We start from the raw sequence: 23,341 nt of genomic DNA, 5'->3' as shown, positions 1-23,341 counted from the left end.
ACGAGGCTAGAGGTAGCTACAGCCAACTTTCCGCGCTGTCGCCGCAACCAATAGTTGCAATTTGGCAATCAGTTAGCGATTGTTTCCTCGACAGCTTCCAGCGAGGGCAGCATGCATCGTGTTTCAAAAGTTACCATTGAAAACTTCAAGTCTATCCGGAGCGCAAATTTTTCACTTGAGCCATTTACACCTCTGGTTGGCTATAACAACGCTGGGAAAACGAACATACTCAAGGCCTTGTCTTGGGTGATAAAAAGGTCGTCTTTACAGGTATCCGACTTCTTCAATTCAGAAGCTCCCGTTGTTGTAACTGCAGAGATTTCAGGAATCGATGCAGGCGTTTTAGACGCGCTAGAAGACAATCATCGGAACCGCATTGAGCCACTTGTCGTGAACGGAAAAATTTCTTTGCGGCGGACGCAAGTGTCGCCGGGAATACCAGCGAGTCAGATTCGTCTGGAAATCCATCAAGAACAGGACGGAGAAGAACAGTGGGTCGTGAACCCCGCCGGAATTGACCAAGCCATTGCCCGAATGTTTCCTGAACCGATCTTCATTGGCGCCATGGAAAACGCAACCGAGGATGTAGGTAAATTTGCTTCGGGAACAACAATAGGAAAACTAATCAAGGAAATCATTGAACCTGTAGCCGAACGCAACGCTGGGCCAGTCACGGAAGCACTCGAGCAGGTTGCCAACCGCCTATCCGCCGACGGTGAGGAGAAGGACGAAGCGCTGGTTGAACTCGACGCCCAAATCGAAACGGAACTTTCTCGCTTCTTCCCAGGGGTCGTTGCAAAGACACATATTCAAACGCCTGATTTTTCTGACTTTTTAAAGAGCGCGACTATCAAAATTTTTGACCAGCAGTTCGAACAGGATACCGGTAGGGACGCCTCCTCTTTTGGGCACGGAGCGCAAAGGTCTGTCCAAATAGCTCTGATAAAATGCCTTTCCGAAATTCGCAGGAACGCAGTGGGCAACGCTGCGCGGACAACTTTGCTGCTTATTGATGAGCCCGAATTATACCTACATCCCCAAGCGATTGAAGTGGTGCGCGCATCGCTGAGCCGCCTTTCCACAGAGGGCTATCAAGTGGCCTTTTCAACGCATTCCGCCAACATGATCACAAGGTCCGACGCTCCGAATGCATTGTTAATCCGCCGCACACCGGAAGAAGGAACGACAAGCTACCCAAGGATCGTCGATGCAGTGAGAGATGTTTTAGAGGAAGCCGACCATCAAGCGGCAACACTGTTCGCTCTTTCAAATTCAACCCGTATTCTGTTCTCGGAAAAAGTTGTGTTAGCCGAAGGCAAGACTGAACAGACTCTTTTGCCCGATCTATTTCAACACGAAGTAGAGTGCTCGATGGAGGAGGACAAGCTAGGGCTCGTTTCACTGGGCAGTTCCAGCGACGTTCCAAAAGCGCTGCCGGTACTTGCGGCAATGGGTATCCCAACGAAAGCGATAGTCGATCTTGATTTCGCATTCCGACCTGCAATCCACCACGAATTGATAGCCGGAGACAACGAAGCCGTTCTTGGTTGCAAGGCTATACTTGGACGCCTCCAACACGAAGGAAAAATCGGATTGGCCGAGGATGGCTTCCCTAGGAAATTCGGCGCGGTCACTGCCGCTAACGCGTATGAGATCATGGCAAAAGAGCCAGACGTTGACGTATTCATAGATGCCATTCATGAGCACTTTAAGGAGCAAGGTATCTGGGTCTGGAAAGATGGTACGATTGAAACTCATCTGGGCTTGCAGGGTAAAACGGCATCGGTGCACAGCAACTTTTTGTCGTCGTTCTCAAGCGAGAATTTCCGAAATGATCTTCCCAATTACGCGAATGTCCAATTGATGCTGAATTGGTTGAGGGAGTAAACTAAAGGCCTTACTTCCTATCTCTTTGTACGACGGCCTGAACCGATATCTTTGCAAAGCCCGCTGTCTGCGCATACCTGCTATTGCTTTACATCATACGGACCAACTACGTTTCCTCACACTTCTTCCCTCTCGTTAGGCAAGAGTATCCGACGAAGGAGAGTTAATTGTTCGAAACTCCCAGCTTCCTATCGCTCAGCTTTAGCCATCTCTGACAAAGCTGCCTTGCGCCGAGCACGCGCTGCTGCACTGCGTTTGCCAAGCTCAGACATCGCCTGACGAACGATCTCCGCCTGCCTTGCTTCGTTCGCACTGTCGTCGGTTGGCCTTGCGCCACTATCGTCGGAGCTTAGGTCTATGGGCGGCTCACCACTTTCTTCGACGCAAGCCTCTTCATAAACGGCAACGGCCTCATCTGCTTCTAAATGCTTCTTAGACCTCTGCTGTTCATCGAGGGTAAGCCCTTCATCACCGTTGGTCTCTTCATCATCTCCAAGTAGCTTGAATAGCCCCCAGCCAACTGCGCCGATTGCCACCAGCCCAACCGTTGCCGGATTAATTAGAAACGGAAGTGCCGCCGCAGCGCCTGTTTTTTGAATGGTCATGTCGAATTCCTTCACTGTTGCCCTGACCGTTGTCCAACCGTTGAAAGTGAACCTTTGAACGGTTGGACAACGGTTCATCCATGGCAAGACATGAGTCAGCCGAGAATCGCGGTCAACAGTTGCGGACGTTTGAAAATGTCGATTTGGCCGAACAGCGTAGTGCAGCGATGCAACAGTGCTAATGCTCATCCTATTGCTTCCGGTATGCTTCCGGCAAACGCAGAATAAAAAATGCGCGATGCAAAGCGGCGCGCAATCACTTGATTTAATTAAGAAAAGTGGTGCCCCCACACGGACTCGAACCGCGGACCTACTGATTACAAATCAGTTGCTCTACCAGCTGAGCTATAGGGGCACTGGGGGATCGTTTAAGGGTTCAGAGAAAAACCTGCAAGAGGGTTTTTTCATCGATTTGCACGTGCCAACAAACCGACCGCAATCAGGCCAACGAAAACGATAAGAACGGCGCCTGGACTTGCGTCACCAAGATTTTCCAAACTGGCTTGTTCGTGCACCTGCGTTGCCAATGTATCAAAGTTAAAAGGACGCAATAACATCGTGGCAGGGAGTTCTTTCACGCAATCAACAAACACCAAAAGCAGAGCGGAGCCGATTGAAGCGCGCACAAGCGGCAGATAGACCTCCCACAAAACGTGTAGACGCGATCGGCCAAGCGATCTGGCAGCCATGGGCAGACTTGGTGGCACCCGCCCCATCGCGCCATCCGCCGCGCCTTGTGCAATTGCAAAGAATCGCACGCAATAGGCCAAAATCAGAGCAAACGACGTTCCGGTCAAAAGCAACCCGGTGGGGGATCCGGTGACCTGTTCGATCAAATCGGCCAGCCCATGATCCAGTTCGGCCAAAGGAATCAAAATCCCGACGCCCAGAACCGCGCCCGGCGCGGCATATCCAATTGTGGTGATAGGCAACAGGAGCCGAGGCAAGCTGCGCCCAGAGAGCCGCACACCATAGACCATAAACACCCCAGCAATCACCGTCACAACCGCCGCAATGCCGCCGACGCGAACGGTGTTCGCAAGCGCGGTCAACAACGCTGCGTCGTGCCAGCGCTCAAGGTTTCCAAACGCATGGCTGAGAATCACTGAAAATGGCAGCACAAAGCCGATCAAAAATGGCAACAAACACACTGCAAACGCCAACACGCCGACACATCCACGCAAATGCACGCGCACGGGGGGGCGGTTTCGGGTGCTGAGACTGAAGAACTGAACTTTGCGACGGCTCACTTTTTCCATTGTCACCAACACAATAACCAACATCAGCACCACGCTGGAAATCTGTGCCGCCCCCCCAGCGTTGTTGCTTTCAAGCCAGACACTAAAGATGCCGGTGGTGAGCGTTTGTACGGCAAAGTAATCCACCGTGCCAAAATCATTGACCGTTTCCATCATCACAATCGCGGTGCCGGCCGCAATTGCAGGGCGCGCCAGAGGCAAGCCGATGCGCCAAAAACGGCCCCAAGCCCCTGCCCCTAAGGATTGCGCGACTTCTTCGCCAGCGCTGGATTGCTCTCTGAATGCCGCGCGGGCCAGAATGTAGACATAGGGAAATAGCGCTGCGGAAAGCACCACAATCGCGGCGCCCATCGATCGTATTTCCGGGAACCAGTAGTCGCGGCTTGTCTGCCAGCCAAATAGGCTTCTTAAGCCGGTCTGAACGGGCCCCGCATACTCTAGGAAATCCACCAAGGCATAGGCGCCCACATAAGCCGGGATCGCCAAAGGCAAGAGCAGCGCCCATTCTATCCAACGCGCGCCGACAAATTGATACCGTGTCACCAACCACGCCGTGGTGGCCCCCATTGTCGCAGCCAACAGACCAACAGAGACCATCAACACAAGCGTGTTGCGCATGTACCGTGGCAAGGTGGTCGACAGCAAATGAGGCCATATGTTCTCGACAGGATGGAACGCGATCCAGATCACAGCCACAATCGGGGCCAGAACGATCAGCGCAACAGCCAATGATCCCAACGACCATGGATCTATCCTTGCAACCTTTTTCAGGGTTTGTGGCGCATTTTGATCGTGTGTTGGGGCAGATTGCACGGCGGATTCCTTCATAGCGCCCCCGTGTTGCCTGAATCTGGTTTCACTGTCCAGAAACGAAGCTATACTCACTCGGGCACAATCCAAAACGAAAAGAACATGCAGATTGTACTACACGCAGGTGCGCATTTTACGGACGAAGGCAAATTGCTGGGCAGTCTGGCACAAAACGAAGTATTGATGGCGCAGCAAGGTATTGCCTTGCCGCCTCCCAGCACCTATCGCCGTCAAATTCGGGACACGCTTGGCCAAATGGCCAGCGCGCCAATGCCAACGGATTTTAAAGGGCACATCATGTCCGGCATGATCGGCGAAGCGCAGCCTGATCGCATGATATTGTCCAATGACAACTTCTTTGGTGTGCCGCGGCGCGCGATCAAGAACAACTGTCTGTTTCCCTCTGCCAACGAGCGTCTGCGCGGTGTGACATCTCTGTTTTACGGAGAGGATGTCGAGGTCTTCATTGGCATCCGAAATCCAGCCACATTTGTACCAGCATTGGTTGGGGCATCCCCCAATCACTCCATCGAAGAAGTCACCGATAACTGTGATCCAATGATGCTCCGCTGGTCCGAACTAATTTTGCGCATTCGCGAGGCTGTGCCGCAGGTGCCTGTGACGGTGTGGTGCAACGAAGACACGCCGTTGATTTGGGAAGAAGTCATGCGCGAGATGGCCGGCTTAGACCCAAACATACCCGTCCAAGGTGGCACCGATCTTCTGCGTGACATCATGAGCACAGAAGGTCTGGCACGATTGGAAACATTCCTTTCCGAGCATCAGGGGGTGACGGAAATTCAGAAACGCCGTGTGGTTGCCGCGTTCTTGGATAAATTTGCCTTGGAAGACGCCGTTGAAGAAGAGCTTGATCTTCCCGGCTGGACCACACCGATGGTGGACGCCATGACCGACGCCTACGACGAAGACGTATTCAGAATAGAACGCATTCCCGGTGTCACAGTTATCGCTCCCTGAGAAATCGCGTGGTTTATCCCCGCAAGAGCTCTAGCGACCGCATAAATTCTGGCAAAAAAAAGCGGCCCTGAAAAGGGCCGCGTAAATGCCTTCACAGCACGGGCATTATGCCATGCCAAGAGCTGACTTATACATATCAATCACGGCTTCCTGCTCGGCAATGTCATTGGGGTCCTGCTTGCGCTCGCGCAAAATTGTGCGGATCGCTTTCACATCAAAACCACGCCCTTTCATCTCCGCAAAGACTTCCTTGATTTGCTCAGCCACTTCACTCTTTTCGAGTTCCAAACGCTCAACGCGTTCGATGAACTGTCTGAGTTCTTGACCGGTGACGCTGTATTGGGAGTCCGAAGATGTGCCTTCGCTCATGTGTGACCTCTTAGATTTTCTGCAATATATGCGCCGCAAATGACGCGAAAGTTAGGGCAGGTATAGACCGCAAAGCGCCGCGCCTTGCAAGGGCTCGTAGTGCGATTGAGCCAAATGCCGCGCGCACCACCTTGCGCGGTGAGCCCCAATCCGTTAGCTGGCAAACGTCAAGTAGCGGGCCAAGGCCACCACGAGAAGGATAAACGACATGCAATGGATGATTTGGGTTGGTGCGCTGATCTCGGTGATTGGTTTGATCGGATTGCTGGTCTCTATCGTGAAAGTCGCAAAAGCCCGCAAATCTGATCTATCTGACGAAGACCTTCGCGCTGCAGTTCAAAAGGTTGTTCCCCTGAATATGGGCGCGCTGTTTCTTTCGGTGATTGGATTGATGGTCGTCATTGTCGGGATATCGTTCTCATAACAACCAAGGCCTCACAAGGCGTGATCATCCATTAAGCGCGCCAAATCCACGGCCGTTCTTGATCAAAGTTTCAAACAATGGCTCCGGCTGCCAAAGGGCGTTGCCGCTTGATGCCATGAGACGCAAATGGGAACGCAGCATCACAAGGCCAAAGGCATCCCCCGCCTGCATGGGTCCCCCGCGCCATCGGGGAAACCCAAATTCATGGATCAGCGCCACATCCACATCAGAAGGCTTTGCTGCCACGCCAAGCCGCACCAAACGTGCCCCTGCATTGACCATGGCTGCAAGGCAGGTCTTTTCGATGTCACCATCGCGTACACCGGTTTGTGCCACCTGCTGTGGATAGTCTTCTGTGACGGCCCTGACGACATGCAGCACTTCCGGATCTTCTGCGCCAAAGGGATGATCGGACGAATATCGATACCAACCACGGCGCACATCGCGCCCTTCCCGGTCCAATTTATGAAGCACATTGCTAAAGCCCGCCTGAGCCGCGCGCAGACCCGGTGCATTTAGCCCAATGGCATCTGCCAATTGAAACGGCCCACGCACCATCCCCCATCGGACCATCACCCGATCAACCTCATAAGGGTCAGCGCCCAACCGCAACAGATCCTCAGCAGCGCGCACACAGGCACCGACAACGGTCTGACCAATGCCACCGTCAAAAGCATTGGCCCGCACCGGCATATACCCCAAAGCACTCAGTGTCGCAAAACAGGTGGCAACAGCTTCAGCACTTGTCGATTTTCCAGCAGCAATTTCGCAACCCGATGTGCGCAGCTGCAAATTTGGCAGGTAGAGCCCAATCACGTCTTGTGGCCTGCCTGTGGCCTCTGCAAGCGCCGTCAATGGCGCGGCGGGGTCATGCACCACGAGCGGGGTTCCGTCCTCCACAATGGCATCCAACTGCGCCAGCACTTGGCGCGAAACATCTTTGCCAAGCCCTCCAACCTCAATCACCATGTCGGCATCGCTCATGGCGACCAAATCCGTTGCCGGTAAAAACGCTTCCCCAAAACGCTGGGCTTGCTCCTGCGGCACCAGACCGCCTGTGACGTGACGGTCCAGCAAGCTTTTCACCCGTTGTTTGGTCAACTCCAGCGCCGCAGAGGTCTGAGCAGACATCACCACGCTCAAGCCAGTCTTAAGTGCGGCCAATGCCAAATCTGCGCCAAGCCGATCTTTACCAACCACAAGGCCCAAACGTCTGACCTGTTTGGGCGTGGCATGTCGCATCTCAGGCACACGGCTGGCCCGCCGTTCAGCCAAGGCCACATGCTGCAGCGCGCGGAATTCTGCGCCTGCCACCAAATCGTCAAAGCGCTCACGCTCAAATTCCAGCCCCACATCAAATGGCAAAAGCGGCGCTGCACGGACGCACTCCAAAATCGCGTGCGCTGCGTCTTGACCTTGTTTGAGGATGCGCTCTTCCCAAATTTGCAGCGCCATGTTGTACGCCTCAAAGTCAGACACTCCGATGGTGGCATCTCGACTTGGACGAGGTGGTCGATACTTTGTAATACAGGTCAGCGCAAAAAGGATGGCTGCCTCATTCACATCATCCTCCGCAATCTCATCAACCAATGGGCTCAACTCCGGCGCAGAGATAGACATCAACGCCCCGGTTAAAAACAGCTTCAAGGTGGTGTCCGCACCAATCAAGCGCGGCGCACGTTGCGTCCCACCCGCGCCGGGAATAACCCCAAGCGCCACCTCAGGCATAGCCACTTTGGCAGTGGTCGCCGCAACCCGGTAATGGCAAGACAAAGCCAACTCCAACCCGCCCCCCAGCACAATCCCAGACAAAGCAGCGACCACAGGTTTGTGTGCAGACTCAATCGCATAGCACAACTCAGCAAGATTGGGACTCGCTATAGGTTTGCCCAGTTCGGAGTAATCTCGCCCACCAGAAAACGTCTCACCTGCCCCCTGAATGACAACTGCACCCACCGTTTTGTCTGCAAGTGCGCGGGTCAGGGCTGTCAGGATGTCCTTTCGCAGCGGAGCGGTCAGAGCGTTTGAAGGTGGATGATCCAACGACAAGATGGCCACCCCACCTTCGACCCCGTATTTTAACAACTGCGACATGCCTCAACCCCAGTATTCCAATTTGGCGCAAGCCTTTGTGAAATCAGAGTTTAGCGGCGATCCTGCATCGTGCAAGCCTCAGATGAAAACGACCGTTTTCTGTGTCTGTGGCACCCAACACGCTTCAGACGGGCATATTGTCAAAGCCGTCTTCAATTTCGTCTTCCAACATCTCAAGATCCAAACGTTTCAAACGCGCGGGCACTTGCCCACCATTCTGCTGGATGTTCACAAGGGTGCGGTGCAGTTGTTGATGCAATTCATAGCGCTCAACTTCCGCTGCGTTTTGAATCCGCTCCTCCAGCACCTGCGCACGTTTTATTAGCTTATCAACCGTCATCTTTTCCTCCTTCTGAAACGGCCTGCCCCCTTAGTTGGTTCAGCTCGTCATTTTGGCAGCACAAGCGCTGCAGAATGGCGTCTCCGGCACCACATCCAATCGCGCGTCAGTGATGTTTTCTCCGCAGGAAACACAAAATCCATATTCCCCATCCCGCACACGCTTCAGCGCGGCCTGAATCCGGTGAATTTCATCCTGACTTGTCTGACCAAGCCCCTCGAGAACTTCGTCTCCCTCGTGCTCAACAGCGGCGTCTTCCCAATCTTTGGAATGCGGCGCATCCAGTTCTGCCTCAATCGCGTGTATACGGTGATCCAGTTCTGACAGGCGCTTCAATAATGCGGACTTTCTACGAACAAGGTCTGTCATGGTTGACTCCTGAGATGGCTTTTGAACGAGGCGATGCGCCTGTGTCATGAAGTGCGGTAAGCTTGACAGAACACGCTCACAAGTGCCTTGATTCACATCAACAGCCCACGCACTTCGGGCTGATTGGACAAGATTTAGGGCAAGATGCGCACCTAGACTTGAAACATATTCTTTTATGCGCATATGTATTCTCAACGGAGGAATCGCCATGAAGCCAGACGTCACAGCCTTTTTTGATGATGCGACAAACACCATTTCTTTCGTTGTCAAAGATCCAATGGGGTCGTCCTGTGCAATCATTGACAGCGTCTTGGACTTTGATTTCAGTGCCGCGCGCACCGACACCAAATCCGCCGACAACATCATCGCACATGTGCGAGAGAATGCTCTTAATGTTGAATGGATTTTGGAAAGCCATGTGCATGCTGACCACTTGTCCGCAGCGCCTTACCTTCAGGAGCAGTTGGGCGGCAAAATAGGCATTGGCAAAAACATCACCGTTGTGCAGGACACGTTTGGCAAGGTGTTCAACGAAGGCACCGAGTTCCAGCGCGACGGATCGCAGTTTGATCAACTGTTTGAAGAAGGTGATAGCTTCATGATCGGCCAGCTACGCGGGGACGTGTTGCACACGCCGGGTCATACGCCAGCGTGCATGACTTATGTGATTGGAGATGCGGCTTTTGTGGGTGACACGCTCTTCATGCCCGATTTCGGCACCGCAAGATGCGACTTCCCAGGAGGCTCTTCCGAGGAATTGTACAACTCCATTCAAAAGATCTTGTCGTTGCCAGACGAAACGCGGATTTTTGTCGGTCATGACTACAAAGCTCCCGGCCGAGACGCCTACGCTTGGGAAACCACAGTGGGCGAACAGAAAGCCAAGAACGTCCACATTGGCGACGGAGCAGACAAAGACAGCTTTGTCCAAATGCGGGACACCCGTGACGCACAGCTTTCGATGCCAAAACTGATCATACCGTCCCTGCAAGTCAACATGCGCGCTGGCCACATGCCAGAGCCGGACGACGAAGGCGATATTGTTCTGAAGTTACCTATCAATAAACTTTGAGCTTTGCGCAAAAACAGAAGGAAATGACATGTTGAATTCCATACCAGCTGACTGGCTCTTTGGGTTGGCGGGAGGTTTGTTGATCGGTTTGGCGGGCGCTGTTTTCCTTCTTGGAAACGGTCGCATCATGGGGGCAAGCGGAATCCTTGGCGGCGTGATCGACGGATCCGGCAAAGCCAACATCACAGAGCGATTGGTATTCCTCGCGGGCGTCTTTCTGCTGCCGATCTTGCTACAGCCAATGTCCGGCGGCGTCGATACGCATGTGAGCTCTAATCTGGCCATCTTGATTGCCGCGGGCCTCTGTGTCGGCGTCGGGACACGACTGGCCAACGGATGCACGTCTGGTCATGGCGTGTGCGGCATATCCCGGTTTTCACTGCGCGGTATTGTGGCGACGGCATTTTACATTTTGGCAGGCGGGCTGACGGTGGGTCTGTTCCGCCACGTTCTGGGGGTGGTCTGATGCAACGTTTGATATTGGCATTTGTCGCCGGAGGCCTGTTTGGCACGGGACTCTATGTGTCGGGCATGACCGATACCGCCAAAGTTCAGGGCTGGCTGGATGTGTTTGGAAACTGGGATCCTACACTGGCGTTTGTTATGGGCGGCGCGATTGTCCCGATGGCCTTAGCATGGCGGATGACGCAAGGGCGCACCCCGGTTGTCGGCGGCAGCTTCCCTGCCCCCTCTTCCCCAAAACTTGGCCGCAACCTGGTCCTAGGCTCTGTCCTCTTTGGGGTTGGCTGGGGATTGGCCGGATTGTGCCCCGGACCGGCAATCGCATCACTGAGCTACGGCGGCTGGCCCCACTGGGTATTCTTCGCCGCTATGATCGCTGGCATGGCCATTGCACCTAAGGCCCGCGCACAACTAGACAGAGCAGTTCCCGCCGAGTAAGAAATCGCTATGGATATTCGTCAGATCACAGACCGTTTTTATGCCGCGCCTCAGATTGATGCTGCGGATTTCGCAACCCTTGCCGAAGCTGGCTTTGGGCTTGTCATCAACAACCGCCCCGACGGCGAGGTTGGCCCCGACCAGCACAGCGCGGCCATGCAAGCGGCCGCTGAGGCCGCAGGGCTGAAATATGTGGTCAATCCACTCACCATGGAGTCTATGACACCAGAACGCCAAGCCCTTCAGCGCGACAGCCTAGGGGCCTGCGATGGAAAAGTCTTGGCATATTGCCGCTCAGGCACACGCTCAACCATATGCTGGGCGCTTGCCCATGCCACAGAGATGGACACGGCCGATATCATCGCAGCCGCCGCTCAGGGCGGCTATGACATCTCAGGTCTAACGCCGCATTTGGACAGCATGAAGTCAAACAGCTAACGCTTCAAACAACACAAAAGCCCCGGCAATGCCTGGGGCTTTTGTTTTTGGGGCTGACGCATGTGATATCAGGTGCCCGTAAGGTCCAAATCCAAGTCTATCAGGGCCGCTGGCTCGCCAATATCATCATCGCCCAACTGTATCAGATCATCGAGGTCATCAAGACCGGAGAAGTCATCGCCGCCCTCTGTGTCCAACCCGATGCCCAAATCACCCATGGGTTCCAAGTCCGGCAAACCGCCGCCACCCAAATCAGGCAAGTCACCACCAAGCTCTGGCAGGTCTCCACCAAAGTCAGGCAATTCGCCTCCCATGTCGGGCAAATCCCCGCCCATATCCGGGAGCCCACCGCCATCTAGATCAGGCAACCCACCAGCATCCAAGTCAGGCATTCCGCCAATATCGGGCATTCCACCCATGTCTGGCATGCCACCGATTGAGGGCATCTCATCGTCCAGCCCACCCATCGTGGGAAGAGCCTCACCAGCGGTGTCGCCGCTCGCAAACGCTGAGGACGCCACCAATCCCGGCACACAGACCGCGCGCATGCCATCAAGTTGGCCAATGCGCACGTCTGCAACCTCTTCGCCAGTGAGAGAGACCAACTTTGCTGTACGCATAGGATCCTCTGGCAATGTCAAAACCTCGCCCACCTGGAACGCCTGAACACTGGAAATGGGCATCGACAGTTTGCCAATCACCGCATTCAAGGTGGTAGAAGCCTGTTTTATGGTGCTCTGGAATTTTTCCGCATCCGAAATGTCGTCTTCTGGCGTCTCTTCAACAAGCACTTGAATATCAGGAAAAATCAACGCCATCGTGCCGGTCTTCTTGCCGCGCGCCAGCGAGATATCCAACACAAACATATGGTAGTCCTGCGCCGTCATCGCCAAGGACAGGGTGCGTGTGTCCATTGCCATCGCGCCGAATTTGTAGTGCTGCAACCAATAGGGTGCCTCGCCCTCCTCCGCCAACATGCGGACAAATCGCATCAGGGCATCTTCCATAAACGGTGTAATCAGCGCCGCGTCCACACGCGTTGGCGCGCGATCTGAAACCGGCTTCGGGATCACTTGTCCAAGTGTTTGATGCTCAACGAGCCCAGCCAAAACCTGCATGTCCACGGCAAGAGCCCCAGGTTCACCGTTTTGGCCCTCCAAAATGGCCAACAAAGACTGCTCGTCCAAAGTCGCTTGTAGTGCCCTGTGCGGCAATCGTGCGTGAGACACTTTGGTCACGTCCAGCGCCAGATCCATGCCCTTTTCAGCCGCAAGCGCAAACCCAAGCCGCATGGCCTTGTTGGGCGACATTGCGCGAGCCTGATGCTCGGTGCTGCCGTCCACGGCCTTGCGTCGTAGAATGGAATTGCCTTTTGTCTCACCCATATCCGTCACAGCTCGATTTGGAAGTCGTTTAGAGACAGATGTGCCCGAAGAAGGTTAACAGGCTCTCTACAGAACCTCTAAAAGACGCATAATTTCTGACTATTGGGCGGCCAATGCCACTTGTTCAGGCAAGGTCACACGAAACGCCGCCCCGCCTTGTCCCGGCAGATAGTCTACGGTGCCCCCCAAACGCGTCATAATCTCGCGACAGATGGCCAATCCCAGCCCTGCGCCGCTCACTCTTTGCTCACCTGTTCGGGCAAATTTCTCAAAAATTACGGTCTGATCTTCTTTGGAAATTCCGCTTCCGTTGTCAATGAAATCCACCACAAGCTGCGCATCCCCTCGGCCAACCTCAACCCTCAAAACGGGTTTCTCGGCATCACAGTATTTTTGCGCATTCGCAATCAAGTTGATGAAAACCTGGCTGAGCCGGTCCAAATCTGTGGTCAATGAAAGCTTTTCACGTGAAAGCTGCCGAATGATTTTGAGCTCTGCGAACGCGTTGCCCGTCAAGGCGCTCGACAAAGCGTGGTCCAGCACATCAGACAACACACCGGTTTGTTGGTTCAAATTGACCTGACCGTTCTCCAAGACACTGAGATCCAAAAGATCATCCAACAGCCGTGTTAACCGGATCGCCTCATCATGAATAATGGAGCTGTATTTGATTTTCTCGTCATCTGTCAGGCGCTCACTGTCCCGCAAAATTTCCGAAAATGCCCGGATCGACGTCATGGGCGTGCGCAACTCATGGCTGACCTGACTAAGAAAGTTGTCTTTCTGCTCTGAAAGTTGGGTCAATTTGTCATTGGCTTGACGCAGTTGCCGCGCCGTACGCGCCTGCTCTTCGGACTTCGCTTCCAAACGTGAGGAATACTCCATCATCTGAGCGGTCTCATCCGCAACAGCCATCAAATCCTCGACCGAAACCGAGGCCCCACCAACGATTTGACCAATCATTGCATGCGCCGTCGCCGCCCCCACTGAACCCGCCAACTCTCGCTCCAGAGATTGCAGGAAATCCGGTGACGGTTCTGGCAGCAGACCACTCACTCCTTGACGTTTGGCCTCCTTTTCAAACAGGCTCTGTGCCTCACGTGCGCCAATGATACGCTGCGCCATCACCATCAAATCTTCGCTTTGTGCCAGACTGCCGCTCCAACCTTGCGGTGTGGAGCTGTGCTCAAACACGTTGACAAATTGGGCCCCCTGCAACCGCTCGAGAGGCGAGGGAAATCCAACCAAAGACGCGACAAAAAAACTAACTGTATTCAACAATATAGACCACAGTATTGCATGTATCAGAGGGTCCATTCCGGTGATGCCAAAGAACGCCTGTGGCCGCAACCAACCGATCCCATATGGCCCTTCGGCCAAGACTGTTTCGCTGATAAGCGTCCCAGTGCCAAAACTCGGCAGCAAAAGCGCATAGGCCCAGATGACAAACCCAACGGTCAAACCCACCAGAGCCCCAGTGCGGGTCGCGCCCCGCCAGAAAATACCTCCGAGCAACACCGGTAAGAACTGCGCCACGCCAGCAAAGGAGATCAAACCAATGGACGCGAGGGCTGCGCCGCCACCGGACAGGCGGAAGTATAGGTAGCCAAGAAAAACCACGGCGGCGATGGAGATCCGGCGCGACAACAATACCACATGACGCACGTCCCCGGACACCGAAGCGCCACTACTCTGTGTGCTCAGCCAAATGGGCATGACGATGTGGTTTGACACCATTGTGGACAGGGCCAATGCTGCAACAATCACCATGGATGTAGCGCTCGAAAATCCCCCGAGAAAGGACAACATCGCCAATCCGTCATTGCCGGTCGCAAGCGGCACTGTCAGCACAAAGAAGTCGGGGTTGCTCCCTGCTGGCATCAGATCGAGTCCAACCACCGCAATTGGCACCACAAAAAGGCTCATCACCATCAGGTACAATGGAAACGCCCAACTGGCCGTACGAAGATGGTCCTCTTCTTCGTTCTCAATGACCATCACCTGAAACATGCGCGGCAGACACAAGAACGCGGCCGCTGACAGAAAAATCAACGCGGCCCACCTATCTCCGCGCATTTGCCATTGCCCCAATGCACTGGAATCGATGCGCGCAAAAATATCGCCGACTCCCCCCGCGACACCCCAAACCACAAACACACCAACAGCGAGCAGTGCGAAGAGTTTGACAATAGCCTCAACCGCGATGGCCATGACAACGCCGTGATGGCGCTCGTTCACATCGAGGTTGCGTGTGCCAAATACAATGGTGAACAACGCCAGCCCAGACGCCACCCAAAGCGCGTTGCTGTCTTGGCTTGTCTGGGTGAGACTCTCCCCGTAGGCATTTGAAAATACGTCAAAACTTATCGTTACAGATTGCAGCTGAAGGGCAATGTAGGGCGTTGTGCCAATCACAGCCAGTATGGTGACGCCAACGGCCAAAAGATTGGATTTACCATAGCGAGACGAGATCAAGTCGGCGATCGAAGTGATACGCTGTGTTCGCCCAATACGCACCAGTTTGCGCAAAACCCACCACCAGCCCACAACCACCAACGTGGGACCGATATAGATCGTCAAGTACTCAAGCCCGGACCGCGCGGCATAGCCAACCGCGCCATAAAATGTCCAAGCCGTGCAATAAATCGACAGCGACAGCGTGTAAATCAACGGGCTACGCAACCAACCGCTTTGCCCTCGGATCGCCGCACGTTCAGCGACAAAGGCCACAAAGAACAAAAACACGACGTACATAAGGCACACGCCAACAAGAATGTTCAGCGTGCCCATCAGCGATCCCCTTCTTCCTCAAGTGCATCGCTGTGCTTCACCAATCGTGCAAGCCAGGCCCCCAGAACGACGAGCGCCAGCCAAACCAAGAATATGTAGATTATGGCATCCGACGTGGAGATCGCCTTGTCTGCGCTGCCGGCAACGTCTTCTTTGGTGGGCCACAATAAGGGCACCGCCCACAAAATCGCACCGACCACCGGCAACATGCGAACCGTATCAATAAGACGCCTGCGGCGGTAACTTTGCCGCTGCAGAAATGGCATTGTGTGCCGGGCGCTCACCCAGTGACCAGCTCGCGCACCGCGTCAAGCACCTCTGCATTTGAAAATGGCTTGGTCATAAACCGACTTGCCCCCGCCCGTTCTGCCATTTCCCGATCCTTGACTTGACCTTTGGCGGTCAGCATCAGCACTGGCAAGCGGGCGGTAGAGTCAACGCCGCGCAGCTCGCGCAGGATGTCATATCCCGTTTTGCCCGGCAGCATCACGTCCAAGATCACAAGGTCTGGCATGGCCGCAAGCACCACTCCAACCGCATCATGACCGTTGGAATGAGTGGCAACAGACCACCCATCTCTCGATAGAATAAAACTGATGGCTTCGATGATGTTCGGCTCGTCTTCGATCACAAGAACAGTCTTGCCCATGTGGCTTCCCTCCCCGAAAGTCCATAAGCGGTGTTACATTCTTAGCGGGCGCCATTCAAAAGCCAAGACATTTTCCAGCCTTATACCCCTACGGCAAGCAAAGAAGGTTCTCTACGACCGTCACAAACTTCCATAGAGCAGACACGACATGTCGACCCGACTTCCGCTTCAGACACTCCGCTCTCATCCCGAGGAACAATTAACATATAACTATGATACAGCGGAGCTACGTTGACTTGTATGGCACCCACAGGTTCCGTGATGGCATAGCAATCAAATCGACGCGCGTCTCGTCCGGTGACCGTGACTGTCTGTCGCAGAGGCTGCATGGGCCGCGACAATGCTTGGAACAGAGGCCACTTCGGACAGGCCCCAGAAAATCTCGGAATCGCGAATCCTTCCACTGGCTTGCGCAACATAAGCGTCCCGGCGCCATCGCACATCACCAATCCCAGCGGCATCGGCAACAGCTCATCTGAAACCGCAGCCAACCGCCTCAGCACCACGCTCAATGGCACGCCACAGGCCGTCCCAATCGCGGCGGGGTCGACCGTTCTATCTTCTAAATGCGGACGTATCTGTTCAATGGGCAACATACGCGCATCAGCACGCAGCTGCCGCAATACGGTGAGCGCCATGTCCCGCGCATCGGAGGTTGTCAGAAACTCTTGGCAATCCACAAAGGCACGCAGTTCTGCGGCATCCGCCTGACCCAATGCATCAAATCGGAACCCATGTGCATTCAGCATGGCCTCCACTTCTTCCAAGGGCAGCGTCATCCCTGCACCTGCATCTCCGGCGTCGTCCAAATAAGACACCAGCTGCTCCGCCCCCTCAGCCAACCGCTGGCTGTCTTCGTTTAGGTTGCGATGAAAACGGTTGCGCCATTCCGGTTCTATCTCCTTGGTGTCGACCAGAATGCCTGCGGTCGAGCGAATGGCCGTCACCGTGGTGAGCATCTCATGGACTGACGTCGCCAGATGCGGGTCATGGGTCAATCGGTCTGTCAATGTTGCCGCGGTATGTTCCAAGCTTCTGAGGCGTTGATGTTGCTCCGCAATCAAACTGGCCCAGCCCGGAAAACGTCCGGCGAACTCATCCGCGCGCTTCATTTCCGGCTCAGCCTTATTGGCTTCAGCCGACGCTTCCCGCAAAGTGGACAAGAGGGCCGCCTCTGCGCCTTCGCTAAGCAAAGATGGCTCCACATCAAGGGCCTGCGCGATGTCCACCAAAAGCTTACCGCCGATTCTGCGGCGGTTGTGTTCAATCAGGTTGAGGTAACTTCCAGAAATGCCTACCTGCCGTGCGAGTTCAGCCTGACGCATTTCAGACATGATCCGTCGCTCTCGAATTCGCGTGCCCACCAAGGTCTGCTGCGGCATGATCTTTCCCTCCAATTCAACCACTTTCTGCATCGCAGAATAATTTCTTTACAAGATGCTGCAGAGCGGTGCGAATTACTTTACAAAAAAATTGTGTCTTTGAAAGCAGTTGTTGCGAAATTTTCGTACAACCCGCGATAATGACCTTGCACAAATGTGCCTGTGGGGCGGGAAGAGGAGCCCGAGCCACAAATGACATAACGGGAGGATTACATGTCCAAAAGCAACTTCACACGTCGTGGCTTACTCAAGACCAGTGCCGTCACGGGTGCTGGTCTGGCTTTGCCGACCATCTTTACGGCTCAGTCCGCACACGCATACACAAACGAGCCAACCGGCAGCTCGGTAACGTTGGGTTTCAACGTACCACAAACCGGTCCTTACGCAGATGAGGGCGCCGACGAACTGCGCGCCTACACTCTGGCAGTCGAGCACCTGAACGGTGGCGGCGACGGCGGCATGATGAACACTTTCAGCTCCAAAGAGCTGCAAGGCAACGGCATCCTTGGCAAAAAGGTTGAGTTCGTTACTGGCGACACGCAGACCAAATCTGACGCGGCTCGCGCCTCTGCGAAGTCGATGATCGAAAAAGACGGCGCCATCATGATCACCGGCGGCTCGTCCTCTGGTGTGGCTGTGGCTGTTCAGGCTCTGTGTCAAGAAGCAGGCGTGATCTTCATGGCTGGCCTGACACACTCCAACGACACCACTGGTAAAGATCGCAAAGCCAATGGTTTCCGTCACTTCTTCAACTCCTACATGTCTGGTGCCGCACTGGCGCCGGTTCTGGCAGCGAACTACGGCACCGACCGTAAGGCGTACCACCTGACCGCTGACTACAACTGGGGTTACACCACAGAAGAAGCAGTGAAAGCCTCTACCGAAGCCATGGGTTGGGAAACTGTTGCAGCTGTGAAAACACCGCTGACACAGACTGACTTCTCCTCCTACATCGCGCCTGTTCTGCAGTCCGGCGCCGACACACTGGTTCTGAACCACTACGGCGGCAACATGGTGAACTCGTTGACCAACGCTGTTCAGTTTGGCCTGCGTGACAAGCAAGTAAACGGCAAAGACTTCCAAATCATTGTTCCGCTCTACTCTCGCCTGATGGCGAAAGGTGCAGGCGCCAACGTGAAGGGCATCTTTGGTTCCACCAACTGGCACTGGTCCCTGCAGGATGAAGGCTCCAAAGCTTTCGTTAAATCCTTCGGCACCAAATACGGCTTCCCACCATCCCAGGCGGCGCACACCACATACGTGCAAACCCTGCTGTATGCGGACGCATGTCAGCGTGCGGGCTCCTTTGCGCCTTGCGCGGTTGCTGAAGCGCTTGAGGACTATTCGTTTGATGGTCTTGGCAACGGTAAAACACTGTACCGTGGCGCCGATCACCAGTGCTTCAAAGACGTTCTGGTTGTGAAGGGTAAAGAGAACCCAGCTTCTGAGTTCGACCTTCTGGAAATCGTTGAAGTGACCCCGGCTGAGCAGGTGACTTACGCACCTGATCACCCACAGATGGGCGGCGCTGCTGCCACTCTGGGTACCTGCAACAACGGCGCATAAGCTACGACGCTTAAACGCTTATTCGGGCGGGCAGTGATGCCCGCCCCCTTACGCCGAACCGGCGTCTTCGGACAACCATAGGGACGGACCGATGGAAGCAATTATCCTTCAAATTCTGAATGGCCTAGACAAGGGATCCGCCTATGCGTTGATCGCTCTGGGTCTGACCTTGATCTTTGGCACCTTGGGTGTCGTGAATTTCGCGCATGGGGCGCTGTTCATGATCGGGGCCTTCTGCGCTGTCACACTCAGCCGCATTCTCACACTGTCACACACTGTTATTGATGACACAAAAACAGACTTTCTCGGCAACCCGCTGAAGGTCGATGTGCCGTATATCTATGATATATTTGGACAAACAACAGGTGACGTTATCATCGACTGGGCCGTCCCGCTGTCGATTCTGTTCGCTATTCCGATTATGATGGCCGTTGGCTTCATCATGGAACGTGGCCTGATCAAACACTTCTACGCGCGGCCACATGCGGACCAAATCCTTGTGACCTTTGGCTTGGCCATCGTGCTTCAGGAAGTCATCAAGTACTTCTATGGTGCCAACCCGATCCCAACCCCTGCTCCAGAGGCCTTCACAGGCTCCTTTGACTTTGGCGCAGCACTTGGTTTTGATCCAAACCTGATCATCTACCCTTACTGGCGCATCATCTACTTCATGTTTGCCGCTGTGATCATCGGTGCGGTTTTCGCCTTCTTGCAATTCACCACCTTTGGCATGGTTGTACGTGCCGGTATGGCAGACCGCGAAACCGTGGGTCTCTTGGGCATCAACATCGACCGCCGCTTTACCATCATGTTTGGCCTCGCCGCAGCCGTCGCAGGCCTTGCCGGTGTCATGTATACGCCAATCAATTCGCCGAACTACCATATGGGCATGGACTTCCTTGTGCTGAGCTTTGTGGTGGTTGTTGTGGGCGGTATGGGCTCCTTGCCCGGCGCTGTCCTCGCAGGCTTCATGCTCGGCATTCTTGAGAGCGTCGCATCCATGCGTCAGGTACTGGAGATCCTTCCGGGTCTGAACCAGATCATCATCTACCTTGTCGCAATCATCATTCTACTGACTCGTCCTCGGGGCCTTATGGGCCGCAAGGGCGTCATGGAGGACTAAGTTATGCTCGGTCTCGAAAAGAAAGATTTCCAGCTCCTGCTGGTCGTAGCCGGATTAACCCTTCTGGCCCCCTTCATCCTCAACCCATTCCCCGAAAGCTCCGGGATGGCCCAGTTCAATGCGGGCTACCCAGATCTCATGCAGCGGTTTGTGATCTTTGGCATCTTTGCCATCGGCTTTAACATCCTGTTTGGCCTCACCGGCTACCTCAGCTTTGGGCACGCCGCCTTTCTGGGTGTGGGTTCATACGGCGCCATCTGGATGATGAAACTGGTCTCGCTTAACGTGATCCCCGCTATCATCATGGGTGTGATCGTCTCTGGTATCTTCGCAGTGGCGGTGGGTTTCATCTCACTGCGGCGCTCAGGCATCTATTTCTCGATCCTGACACTGGCCTTTGCGATGATGTCTTATTCGCTGGCCTACTCAGTTTTGACACCAATTACGGGTGGTGAAACAGGGCTGCAGATCAAATCCACCGACAATCCACTCTTCTCAACTGTGGCAGAAGGTGAAATTGGCCGCGCCAATCTGTTTGGTATGGATATGCGCGCCAGCTTAGAGTTAAGCGTTGGGGATTGGCTCTTCACGTTTAACGCGGGTTACTACATCGCCGCGATTGCCATGATCCTGAGCTTCTATCTCGCGATCCGCATCTTCCGCTCGCCTTTTGGCATGATGCTGCGCGCCATCAAATCCAACCAGACCCGCATGTCCTACACTGGTCTGAATCCACGTCCACACACACTTGCAGCCTTTGTGATCTCTGGCATGTATGCTGGCCTCGCTGGCGGTCTGCTGGTGGCAATGGACACCCAAGTGGGGCCAGAGCGGATGTTCTGGACAGCTTCGGGCGAGGTGGTTTTGATGACCATCCTTGGCGGTGTTGGCACATTGATCGGTCCGGTTCTGGGCGCAGGCGCAATCAAATACATGGAAAACATCCTCTCCAAGATCAACAAAGATGTTTTGCATGAGTGGTTCGCTTTCCTTCCGGATGGGCTCGAAGAGTTTGTGATCACGCTGATCTACCCCTTCATCGGCAAGGGCTGGCACCTGACACTCGGCATTCTCTTCATGCTTGTTGTGATCTTCCTGCCCGGTGGTCTGGTCGAAGGTGGCCAACGTTTGTGGCGCCTGATTGGTGGCAAGAAAAAAGCCGCAGATGACGACACACCCAAAGCCTCAACCGAACCCGCAGAATAAGGAGACTGAAAGATGGGAATTCTCGAAGTCAAAGACGTAGGCAAGCGGTTCGGTGGCCTTCAGGCCCTCGGTGATGTGAACCTCTCCGTCAAAGAAAACAGTGTACACGCAATCATCGGCCCCAATGGGGCCGGGAAATCCACCCTTCTCAATTGCCTCGTGGGCAAGCTCATTCCAGACACGGGATCTGTCATGTTTGACGGTCAATCTGTGCTGGGCCGCTCGCCACATGAGATCAACCAGATGGGTATTTCCCGCGTGTTCCAAACACCGGAGATCTTCGGTGACCTGACCGTTATGGAAAACATGATGATCCCCTGTTTCGCCAAACGCGACGGTGCTTTCCGAATGCACGCCATCGCCAACATGTTTAGCGAAAACGATGTGGTGGAAAAAGCCGAAGCCATGCTGGTGGACATGAACATGGCGGACAAACGCCACATGCACGCGGCCTCCATGTCACGTGGGGACAAACGGCGTCTGGAAATCGGCATGTGTCTGGCACAAGAGCCGCGCCTGTTGCTGTTGGATGAACCTACGGCCGGTATGGCCCGCGCGGATACCAACAACACGATCGACCTGCTTAAGCAAATCTCTGATGAGCGCGACATCACCATCGCCATCATCGAGCACGACATGCATGTGGTTTTCTCATTGGCTGAGCGCATCACCGTGCTGGCACAGGGCACGCCGCTGGTCGAAGACAATCCTGAAAACATCAAAGGTCACCCGAAAGTGCGCGAAGCGTACCTCGGCGAGACCACTGCCGCATAAGGGACTGGACACATGAACGTCAAACCCGACTTCTCCAAAGGCCATAACATGGCCGAAACCGCCCCCGCCTACCTGTCCATCTGGAATATGGAAAGCTACTACGGCGAAAGCTACATCGTTCAAAACATCAGCTTCAATGTGCACGAAGGCGAAATTCTCGCCCTTCTGGGCCGAAACGGCGCGGGCAAAACCTCGACGTTGCGCTCCATCGCGCGGATGAACAATCCACAGGTCACCCATGGGGAGATCTGGCTGGATCACCAACCTCTACATCTGATGAAAAGCTATGAGGCGGCGGGCGCAGGCATTGGCCTTGTGCCCGAAGACCGCTCAATCATTCCCGGCCTGACGGTGGAAGAGAACATTCAGCTCGCCCAAATCGCACCGCCCATCGGTTGGTCGATTGAACGCCTGTATGAGCTTTTCCCACGCCTTGGTGAACGCCGCAAACAAGAAGGCGTCACGCTGTCCGGTGGGGAGCAACAGATGCTCGCCATCGCCCGCGCCTTGTCGCGTGATCTGAAAGTGCTGTTGCTAGATGAGCCTTACGAAGGTCTGGCGCCGGTGATCGTGGATGAGATTGAGAAAACGCTGCGCATCATCAAAGAACAGGGCATCACAACGATCATCGTGGAACAAAACGCTGTGCGCGCTTTGGAACTCGCGGACCGTGCGGTGATCCTGGATACCGGCTCCGTGGTCTTTGACGGTTCCGCCAACGAAGTGCTGGAGAACGAAGAGCTCCGCGCTGAGTATCTGGCAATCTGACGCCGTTTCCTGCGGGCTGCACCAAAAGTCGAGTTGACCTTACGGCGCAGCCCCCTAACCTCGCCAACAATCAGAACCATCCGAGGTCCAACATGTCTGACAAAACTTATGCTCCGTCTGCGGAATTGGCGGAGAACGCTCACATCACAGCAT

The 23,341-nt window shown here is 54.6% G+C and carries 23 protein-coding genes and 1 tRNA gene; 12 read left to right on the top strand and 12 right to left on the bottom strand.

Going from position 1 to position 23,341, the window contains the following annotated elements:
- Window positions 1-111: 111 nt before the first annotated feature.
- Entirely contained in the window at window positions 112-1,887 is a 1,776-nt protein-coding gene (locus tag ABWV47_RS00120; RefSeq protein ID WP_353307792.1) for an ATP-dependent nuclease, read from the top strand.
- A 188-nt stretch (window positions 1,888-2,075) separates the two neighbouring features.
- Here the strand turns inward: ABWV47_RS00120 and ABWV47_RS00115 are convergent, their stop codons facing one another.
- From ABWV47_RS00115 to ABWV47_RS00105, 3 genes are all read right to left on the bottom strand, one after another.
- Complete coding sequence (locus tag ABWV47_RS00115; RefSeq protein ID WP_353307791.1) at window positions 2,076-2,492, bottom strand: hypothetical protein; 417 nt, start codon at window positions 2,490-2,492, stop codon at window positions 2,076-2,078.
- 279 nt (window positions 2,493-2,771) lie between these two features.
- Window positions 2,772-2,847, bottom strand: a tRNA-Thr gene (locus tag ABWV47_RS00110).
- Between the two features lie 49 nt (window positions 2,848-2,896).
- Window positions 2,897-4,579 carry an ABC transporter permease gene (locus tag ABWV47_RS00105; RefSeq protein WP_353307790.1) on the bottom strand — a complete coding sequence of 561 codons (1,683 nt, stop codon included), beginning with the start codon at window positions 4,577-4,579 and terminating at the stop codon, window positions 2,897-2,899.
- Window positions 4,580-4,663: 84 nt separating this feature from the next.
- Between ABWV47_RS00105 and ABWV47_RS00100 the strand changes: the two genes are divergently transcribed.
- Window positions 4,664-5,539, top strand: a complete 876-nt coding sequence (locus ABWV47_RS00100) for a hypothetical protein (protein WP_353307789.1) — start codon at window positions 4,664-4,666, stop codon at window positions 5,537-5,539.
- 105 nt (window positions 5,540-5,644) lie between these two features.
- Here ABWV47_RS00100 and ABWV47_RS00095 read toward each other — a convergent pair whose 3' ends face one another.
- Entirely contained in the window at window positions 5,645-5,908 is a 264-nt protein-coding gene (locus ABWV47_RS00095) for a DUF2312 domain-containing protein (protein WP_353307788.1), read from the bottom strand.
- Window positions 5,909-6,116: 208 nt separating this feature from the next.
- Between ABWV47_RS00095 and ABWV47_RS00090 the strand changes: the two genes are divergently transcribed.
- A complete protein-coding gene (locus ABWV47_RS00090) occupies window positions 6,117-6,332 on the top strand; it encodes a hypothetical protein (RefSeq protein ID WP_353307787.1) in 216 nt (71 codons plus the stop codon).
- A gap of 24 nt (window positions 6,333-6,356) precedes the next feature.
- On the opposite strand, the gene ABWV47_RS00085 is transcribed toward ABWV47_RS00090, so the two are convergent.
- The 3 genes from ABWV47_RS00085 to ABWV47_RS00075 all read right to left on the bottom strand — a co-directional run bounded on the left by ABWV47_RS00085 (window position 6,357) and on the right by ABWV47_RS00075 (window position 9,135).
- Window positions 6,357-8,426 (bottom strand): enoyl-CoA hydratase-related protein, encoded by a 2,070-nt coding sequence (locus ABWV47_RS00085; protein ID WP_353307786.1) that lies wholly within the window; start codon window positions 8,424-8,426, stop codon window positions 6,357-6,359.
- Between the two features lie 124 nt (window positions 8,427-8,550).
- Window positions 8,551-8,766 (bottom strand): hypothetical protein, encoded by a 216-nt coding sequence (locus ABWV47_RS00080; RefSeq protein ID WP_353307785.1) that lies wholly within the window; start codon window positions 8,764-8,766, stop codon window positions 8,551-8,553.
- 39 nt (window positions 8,767-8,805) lie between these two features.
- Window positions 8,806-9,135 carry a TraR/DksA family transcriptional regulator gene (locus ABWV47_RS00075; protein ID WP_353307784.1) on the bottom strand — a complete coding sequence of 110 codons (330 nt, stop codon included), beginning with the start codon at window positions 9,133-9,135 and terminating at the stop codon, window positions 8,806-8,808.
- A 208-nt stretch (window positions 9,136-9,343) separates the two neighbouring features.
- Here ABWV47_RS00075 and ABWV47_RS00070 point away from each other — a divergent pair, with 208 nt between their 5' ends.
- From ABWV47_RS00070 to ABWV47_RS00055, 4 genes are read left to right on the top strand one after another with little or no spacing between them, the layout of a single operon-like run.
- The gene (locus ABWV47_RS00070; protein WP_353307783.1) at window positions 9,344-10,207 is read left to right on the top strand and encodes an MBL fold metallo-hydrolase; all 864 of its coding nucleotides are present in this window, start codon (window positions 9,344-9,346) and stop codon (window positions 10,205-10,207) included.
- A gap of 28 nt (window positions 10,208-10,235) precedes the next feature.
- Complete coding sequence (locus ABWV47_RS00065; RefSeq protein WP_502959669.1) at window positions 10,236-10,673, top strand: YeeE/YedE family protein; 438 nt, start codon at window positions 10,236-10,238, stop codon at window positions 10,671-10,673.
- Window positions 10,673-11,107 (top strand): DUF6691 family protein, encoded by a 435-nt coding sequence (locus tag ABWV47_RS00060; protein ID WP_353307782.1) that lies wholly within the window; start codon window positions 10,673-10,675, stop codon window positions 11,105-11,107. The genes ABWV47_RS00065 and ABWV47_RS00060 overlap by 1 nt, the downstream gene beginning before the upstream one ends.
- 9 nt (window positions 11,108-11,116) lie before the next feature.
- Window positions 11,117-11,545, top strand: a complete 429-nt coding sequence (locus ABWV47_RS00055) for a protein tyrosine phosphatase family protein (RefSeq protein ID WP_353307781.1) — start codon at window positions 11,117-11,119, stop codon at window positions 11,543-11,545.
- A 68-nt stretch (window positions 11,546-11,613) separates the two neighbouring features.
- Here the strand turns inward: ABWV47_RS00055 and ABWV47_RS00050 are convergent, their stop codons facing one another.
- The 5 genes from ABWV47_RS00050 to ABWV47_RS00030 all read right to left on the bottom strand — a co-directional run bounded on the left by ABWV47_RS00050 (window position 11,614) and on the right by ABWV47_RS00030 (window position 17,751).
- On the bottom strand, window positions 11,614-12,930 hold the full coding sequence (locus tag ABWV47_RS00050; RefSeq protein WP_353307780.1) for a FliM/FliN family flagellar motor switch protein: 1,317 nt from the start codon (window positions 12,928-12,930) through the stop codon (window positions 11,614-11,616).
- Window positions 12,931-13,029: 99 nt separating this feature from the next.
- A complete protein-coding gene (locus ABWV47_RS00045; protein WP_353307779.1) occupies window positions 13,030-15,720 on the bottom strand; it encodes an ATP-binding protein in 2,691 nt (896 codons plus the stop codon).
- Window positions 15,720-15,929 (bottom strand): hypothetical protein, encoded by a 210-nt coding sequence (locus ABWV47_RS00040; RefSeq protein ID WP_353307777.1) that lies wholly within the window; start codon window positions 15,927-15,929, stop codon window positions 15,720-15,722. Before ABWV47_RS00040 ends, ABWV47_RS00045 begins: the two co-directional genes overlap by 1 nt.
- Window positions 15,930-16,000: 71 nt before the next feature.
- Window positions 16,001-16,369 carry a response regulator transcription factor gene (locus ABWV47_RS00035; RefSeq protein ID WP_353307776.1) on the bottom strand — a complete coding sequence of 123 codons (369 nt, stop codon included), beginning with the start codon at window positions 16,367-16,369 and terminating at the stop codon, window positions 16,001-16,003.
- Window positions 16,370-16,449: 80 nt separating this feature from the next.
- Window positions 16,450-17,751, bottom strand: coding sequence for a short-chain fatty acyl-CoA regulator family protein (locus ABWV47_RS00030; protein WP_353307775.1), 1,302 nt, complete (start codon window positions 17,749-17,751; stop codon window positions 16,450-16,452).
- A 213-nt stretch (window positions 17,752-17,964) separates the two neighbouring features.
- Between ABWV47_RS00030 and ABWV47_RS00025 the strand changes: the two genes are divergently transcribed.
- From ABWV47_RS00025 to ABWV47_RS00005, 5 genes are all read left to right on the top strand, one after another.
- Window positions 17,965-19,317 (top strand): substrate-binding protein, encoded by a 1,353-nt coding sequence (locus ABWV47_RS00025; protein WP_353307774.1) that lies wholly within the window; start codon window positions 17,965-17,967, stop codon window positions 19,315-19,317.
- Between the two features lie 91 nt (window positions 19,318-19,408).
- Window positions 19,409-20,440, top strand: a complete 1,032-nt coding sequence (locus tag ABWV47_RS00020; protein ID WP_353307773.1) for a branched-chain amino acid ABC transporter permease — start codon at window positions 19,409-19,411, stop codon at window positions 20,438-20,440.
- 3 nt (window positions 20,441-20,443) lie between these two features.
- Entirely contained in the window at window positions 20,444-21,646 is a 1,203-nt protein-coding gene (locus ABWV47_RS00015) for a branched-chain amino acid ABC transporter permease (RefSeq protein ID WP_353307772.1), read from the top strand.
- A 12-nt stretch (window positions 21,647-21,658) separates the two neighbouring features.
- The gene (locus ABWV47_RS00010; protein ID WP_353307771.1) at window positions 21,659-22,420 is read left to right on the top strand and encodes an ABC transporter ATP-binding protein; all 762 of its coding nucleotides are present in this window, start codon (window positions 21,659-21,661) and stop codon (window positions 22,418-22,420) included.
- A 12-nt stretch (window positions 22,421-22,432) separates the two neighbouring features.
- Window positions 22,433-23,188 (top strand): ABC transporter ATP-binding protein, encoded by a 756-nt coding sequence (locus ABWV47_RS00005; protein WP_353307770.1) that lies wholly within the window; start codon window positions 22,433-22,435, stop codon window positions 23,186-23,188.
- The last annotated feature ends 153 nt before the right edge of the window (window positions 23,189-23,341 follow it).

Origin of the sequence: Shimia sp. NS0008-38b (genome assembly GCF_040370365.1) — a bacterium.
Taxonomy (GTDB): domain Bacteria; phylum Pseudomonadota; class Alphaproteobacteria; order Rhodobacterales; family Rhodobacteraceae; genus Shimia.
The sequence above is the reverse complement of the archived record's forward strand: the minus strand, read 5'-3'. Positions and strand labels throughout refer to the sequence as shown.